The organism is Arthrobacter sp. 05N33_2 (assembly GCF_056397425.1).
Genome location: NZ_JBFTNJ010000110.1, coordinates 1 through 5705 on the forward strand (window position 1 = coordinate 1; position 5705 = coordinate 5705).

General features: G+C 62.8%; 5 protein-coding genes and 2 pseudogenes. 4 read left to right on the plus strand and 3 right to left on the minus strand.

All coding sequences use genetic code 11. The features are described 5' to 3' along the window. The 3 genes and pseudogenes from AC1DHX_RS20065 to AC1DHX_RS20075 form a co-directional block, all read left to right on the plus strand. Window positions 1-348, plus strand: a pseudogene (locus tag AC1DHX_RS20065) (lipoyl synthase); the annotation flags it as partial. 90 nt (window positions 349-438) lie between these two features. Next, entirely contained in the window at window positions 439-1188 is a 750-nt protein-coding gene (locus AC1DHX_RS20070) for a DUF4191 domain-containing protein (RefSeq protein WP_243179470.1), read from the plus strand. Window positions 1189-1431: 243 nt separating this feature from the next. Next, a complete protein-coding gene (locus tag AC1DHX_RS20075) occupies window positions 1432-1794 on the plus strand; it encodes a DUF3817 domain-containing protein (protein ID WP_476859834.1) in 363 nt (120 codons plus the stop codon). Between the two features lie 257 nt (window positions 1795-2051). Here the strand turns inward: AC1DHX_RS20075 and AC1DHX_RS20080 are convergent, their stop codons facing one another. Next, entirely contained in the window at window positions 2052-2489 is a 438-nt protein-coding gene (locus AC1DHX_RS20080; protein WP_459384400.1) for an RDD family protein, read from the minus strand. Between the two features lie 284 nt (window positions 2490-2773). Here AC1DHX_RS20080 and glnA point away from each other — a divergent pair, with 284 nt between their 5' ends. After that, entirely contained in the window at window positions 2774-4198 is a 1425-nt protein-coding gene (glnA, locus tag AC1DHX_RS20085; RefSeq protein WP_476900413.1) for a type I glutamate--ammonia ligase, read from the plus strand. A gap of 119 nt (window positions 4199-4317) precedes the next feature. Here the strand turns inward: glnA and AC1DHX_RS20090 are convergent, their stop codons facing one another. Beyond that, the gene (locus tag AC1DHX_RS20090; protein WP_476859835.1) at window positions 4318-4845 is read right to left on the minus strand and encodes a tyrosine-type recombinase/integrase; all 528 of its coding nucleotides are present in this window, start codon (window positions 4843-4845) and stop codon (window positions 4318-4320) included. A gap of 241 nt (window positions 4846-5086) precedes the next feature. Further along, window positions 5087-5705 (minus strand): annotated as a pseudogene (locus tag AC1DHX_RS20095) (hypothetical protein); the annotation flags it as partial.

Below are 5705 nucleotides of genomic sequence, written 5' to 3' on the forward strand. Positions count from 1 at the left end.
GGCATGGGCGAGACCCGCGAGGAAATCTCCGAGGCGCTGCGGGACCTGCACGAGGCCGGCTGCGACCTGATCACCATCACCCAGTACCTGCGCCCCTCCGAACGGCACCTGCCGGTGGACCGCTGGGTCAAGCCGCAGGAATTCGTGGACCTGCAGCACGAAGCCGACGAGATCGGCTTCCTCGGCGTCATGTCCGGGCCCCTGGTGCGTTCCTCCTACCGCGCCGGCCGGCTCTGGGCCACCGCGATGCGCAAGAAGGGCTGGGAAATCCCGGCCGAACTCGCCCACATCGAAAGCTCCGGAAGCACCCGCCAGGAAGCCAGCTCGCTGCTCGCGGCACATTCCTGAACCCAGCTCTGACACCCTTCCACTTAAGGGCCGGCACCGGATGACTCCGGTGCCGGCCCTTGGCCGTCCATCACGTAGAATTAAGGAACTATGGCGAATTCCCCTGATCCCAGCAACTCCAGCCCGGCTTCCGAAGCTCCGAAGCGCGGCCTTTTCTCCCGTAAGCCCAAGGAAGCAAAGGCCAAGAAGCCGAGCCGGCTGAAGCAGATCGGCGAGGTCTTCCAGATGACCCGCCGCCACGATCCCATGGTTCCGTGGCTCATGTTGCTGGCGTTCCTGGGTGTTGTTGCCCTCAGCCTGCTGGTCGGTTTCCTGCTCGACAACTGGATCACCGGCCTGATCATCGGCATCGCCCTGGGCGCCCTTGCGGCCACGCTGATCCTGTCCCGCCGTGCCGAGCGCGCCGCGTTCGCCCAGATCGAGAACCAGCCCGGCGCGTCAGGTGCCGCGCTGGGCACGCTCAAGCGCGGCTGGATCACCGAGGACCAGCCCGTCGCCGTGAACCCCCGCACGCAAGATGCCGTCTTCCGCGCCATCGGCCGTCCCGGCGTTGTGCTCGTCAGCGAAGGCCCCAGCAACCGGGTCAAGCCGCTGGTCGACGCCGAGCGCAAGCGCCTTGCGCGCATCCTCCCCAACGTCACCATCCACGTGATCGAAAGCGGCCGCGGCGAGGGCCAGGTGCCGCTCAGCCAGATCGCCAGGAAGATGAACAAACTCAAGGGCGAACTGACCAAGACCGAGGTCAGCGCCGTGTCGAAGCGCATTTCCTCGCTTGGCGGCCGCCTGCCCATCCCGAAGGGCATCGATCCCTACAAGGCCCGTCCGACCCGCGGACGCTAGGCGGGCGGCAGTACCGCACCGCATGATGGAATTGCCCGCAGTACAGAATCGCCCCGGTTCACGGCCACCTCAGGCCGCCAGCCGGGGCGTTTCTCTTACTGCCCGACGTCGGCCCGCCCGGCGCCGGGTTACCGGACCCGGGACACGGACGCGGGGTGCCGGACGCGGGAAAACGGACGCGAGGTACCGGACAAAGCGACACCGGACACCGCGAAAACGGACGCAAGAACTCAGGAGATACGCATGAAACTTCCCTCGACCGCCACGATGATCCGCATCTTCCGGGGGCTGGCCATCGCCGAAGCGTTCAGCTGGGCCGCGCTGTTGCTCGGCATGGTGCTCAAATGGATCACCCGGACGACGGAACTCGGCGTGGAGATTGCCGGTCCGATCCACGGGGCGTTCTTCATCGGCTACGCGACTGCGGCACTGAGCCTGTGGGCAACGCTGCGCTGGCCGTTCCGGATTGCCTTGCTCTCAGGGCTCTCCGCCGTCTTCCCCTTCGCGACGGTGTGGTTTGAGCGCTGGGCCGGCCGCCACGGATACCTGACGGAACGGTCGGGAGAGGCTGCGCCGACGCCGGCCCAGGAGGCGGCGGGGGTCTAGTCCRCCGAGGGCCTCGGGTTTCTGTGCGCCCCGGCACCATCCCTGTGCCCATCTGACGCACATGGCCGCTATGCGGGGCGGTTAGCGGCCGTTCGTGGCCAACGGACGGGGGGCCGCCGCGCCCCTGCACCATAGCTGTGCCCATCTGACGCACATGGCCGCTATGCGGGGCGGTTAGCGGCCATTCGTGGCAAACGGACGAGGGCCCGCCGCGCCTGGTTGCCTGGCACCGCCGTCGCGAATCCGGCCGCGGGTTGCTACATCCGGACGAGCACCGTATTCATGGCCTTGTCGTGGAGGCCGCGCTGGTCCGGGTCGAAGATGACGGCAGGGATAACGAGGCACAGCAGCAGAGTGCGCACCAGGGCCGCGAGCGGACCCGCCGGACCGCCGCCCAGCCGGACCACGTGGATTCCCACGATCCGGTGGCCGATGCCGTAGCCGAGGGTGCCGATCAGCAGGATCTGCTCGATGGCAAACACGGCAAGCGTGGCCCAGGAGTCGCCGCCGAAGGCGAAATTGCTGATCAACAGCGCGATGCCCCAGTCAATGCAGATCGCCAGGATGCGCCGGCCGGCACGGGCGATCGACCCTGCCCCGGACTCGGGCAGCCCGAGCCGCTCCCCCGGGTACCTGGAGATGCCGGATGTGTCCGGCCCGGTGAGCCATGAACCGATGTCTTTGCGATCAACCACCCTCCAAGCTTATCGGCTCTGGCCTGTCCATAGTGTGGGAGGTAGGGTGTCACATTGTGGACCAGATAGGCCACAGTGTGGACTGGCGACTAGCGTTTACGTGTCAGGACATTCTGTAACCTCCCCGAAACAATGCGGACACTGCGGGGAAATCCCTTGTCCTTAGGGTGGTAACAGTTGCTAGCGACTGCGAAGCGGGGAAGCTTTTTTGCCTTCTCCGCTGTTGGACTGCGCTGGACAAATGTGCCTGACGGCCAGATCTTTCATATGCGTAAGGAGCATAGATGTTCAAGACTGCGGACGAAGTCCTCAAGTTCATCAAGGACGAAGACATCAAATTCGTCGATATCCGCTTCACCGATCTCCCGGGCGTTCAGCAGCACTTCAACGTGCCTGCCAAGAGCGTTGACGCCGACTTCTTCGTCAACGGCCAGCTTTTCGACGGATCTTCGATCCGCGGCTTCCAGGGCATCGCCGAGTCTGACATGCAGCTCATCCCGGACGTCACGACGGCGTTCATCGACACGTTCCGCATGGAGAAGACCCTTGCACTGAACTTCTCGATCGTGAACCCGCGTACCGGTGACCCGTACCACCGCGATCCCCGCGGCGTGGCCGAGAAGGCGGAGGCCTACCTGGCTTCGACCGGCATTGCCGACACCGCTTTCTTCGCTCCCGAGGCCGAGTTCTTCGTCTTCGACAACGTCCAGTACCAGTCTTCCCCGCAGGGCAGCTTCTACAAGATCGACTCCGAGGAAGCACACTGGAACTCGGGCCGTGAGGAAGAGGGCGGAAACCTCGGCTACAAGACCCCGGTCAAGGGCGGATACTTCCCGGTCTCCCCCACCGACAAGCAGGCCGACCTGCGCGACGCTATGTGCGTTGCCCTGGACGAGGCCGGCCTTGAGGTCGAGCGCAGCCACCACGAAGTCGGCTCCGCCGGCCAGGCTGAAATCAACTACAAGTTCACCACCCTGACCCACGCGGCTGATGACCTGCAGAAGTTCAAGTACGTCATCAAGAACACCGCCGATGCCTGGGGCAAGTCCGTGACCTTCATGCCGAAGCCTGTCTTCGGTGACAACGGCTCGGGCATGCACTGCCACCAGTCGCTGTGGACCGGCGGCGAGCCGCTGTTCTACGACGAGAAGGGCTACGCCGGCCTGTCCGACACCGCCCGCTGGTACATCGGTGGCCTGCTGAAGCACTCCTCCGCTGTCCTGGCCTTCACCAACCCGACGGTGAACTCCTACCGCCGCCTGGTCAAGGGTTTCGAAGCCCCGGTCAACATGGTTTACTCGCAGGGCAACCGCTCCGCCGGTATCCGTATCCCGATCACGGGGTCCAATCCGAAGGCCAAGCGCATCGAGTTCCGCGCGCCGGACCCCTCCTCCAACCCGTACCTGGCGTTCGCTGCCCAGCTGATGGCCGGCATCGACGGCAYCCGTAACCGGATCGAACCCCCGGCTCCGATCGACAAGGACCTCTACGAGCTCCCGGCCGAAGAAGCCAAGGACATCCCCAAGGCTCCGGGCACCCTTGAGGAGGCCCTGGATGCACTGGCCGAGGACAACGAGTTCCTGCAGGCCGGCGGCGTCTTCACCCAGGACCTGATCGACACCTGGATCGAGTACAAGTACGAGAACGAGATCCGTCCGCTTTCGCTGCGCCCGAACCCGTACGAGTTCGAGCTCTACTACGGCGTCTAGCTAGATCATGCGGCTGAATCGGGCATAGTCCGCACACGGTCCGCAAGAATCTGGCTACAGCAAAGGCCGGTCCCAAGTTTCACCACTTGGGGCCGGCCTTTTGTTGTGCCCGGACCCGCCTACCCGGTCTGCTCAGTCCGCGAGTTCAGCCGCTCCCCCAGCACTTGGGCGACTGCCGCCCTGGCTGATTCCTCTTTGTCGGGCCACATATGTCCGTAGGTGTCCAGCGTGGTCTTCGCTGAGGAGTGCCTGAGGCTTTTCTGGACTACCTTTCCGTCAAGGCCTTGGGAGATGAGCAGGGAGGCGAAGTAGTGCCGGAGGTCATGGAACCTGAACCCATCCGGAAGGCCTTTTACGGTGGCCCGCGCTTCCCGGAAATAGTGCTCCAGTCGGTGCGGCGACAGCGCCCGGCCCCATTCATTGGTGACGAGCGTTTCACTCCCCCACCTTGTGTGATTCACCGACAGCTCAAGGCAAAGATTCTGAGGGATCGGAATAGGCGTCCGGGATTCCTCAGTCTTGAGTTCCACGCCCGGATACTGGATGGCCGGCGCGATGACTCCCCGCATGAAATCCACATCTGAAACCCTCAGGGCCACGGCTTCAGCGACACGGAGACCAGCATGAGGAACCCCGTACCGTTCCACGATCCTGTCGGGCCGTGGGACATAATCCGAACCGTCGTAAATAAGAGCGTCTTGCTAAGCGTATTGACTTCCACGTTCCCCGTGCCCTTCAACGATTGGTCACTCGAATACTTGCATATCTATCAGAATTTCGCGGCAACGCGGGATACGGTGCCGAGCGTGATTAACCCCTGCCCGCTTGCGACTTGCAGGGTGCGATGACGGGAGCCCCACCTATCCTGTGAGCGGGGCTGGAAGTGAGCTAAAAGAGTATGCGGGCCTCATCAGGCTGCAAAACCGTAATCGTTCTGTCATACTTCTCGCCTAGCCGCGCCATTTCATGCAGGAACCGTACTGGTTTAGCACTGTCTCCAATTACGACGGAGATACTTCTCTTCGATTGAGTTCTAACCTCAAGGATATTTACGCCCATATCCATCGCAATTTCGTAGATTCTACCAATCAGCACGTCAGTCATGCTTCGGCGAGTGTCCTCTTCAGCATTCGACGTCAGGCTCGAAAGTTGGCCCATTATGAGGTCAACTTTGGCCTCCAGCGGGTTCTCCGATGGCAACCGCTCGGACGCTCGCCTTGTCAGTCCGAAATACCCCCACAGGTCATTCTTTTCGGGAGTGTTTCTGAAGGTGTCTGCAACGTGCTTCGTTACTCCCTCGATGTCTCCATCCAGGGTCCATGGGGTAAGCGAACCATTGTAGGTGTGCGTATTCACCATGGAAGTATCGAAGGGGAGCTTGTCTGTCCTTTGGTCGCGAACCAATGCAACCGGGCGGTCCAACGCGGTCCGGATTCCAAGCTCAAAGAACACATTGGGGTTGTGGGAGCTTATGTCGCAGAGGACCATGTCTGCGGTCTCAAGGTGC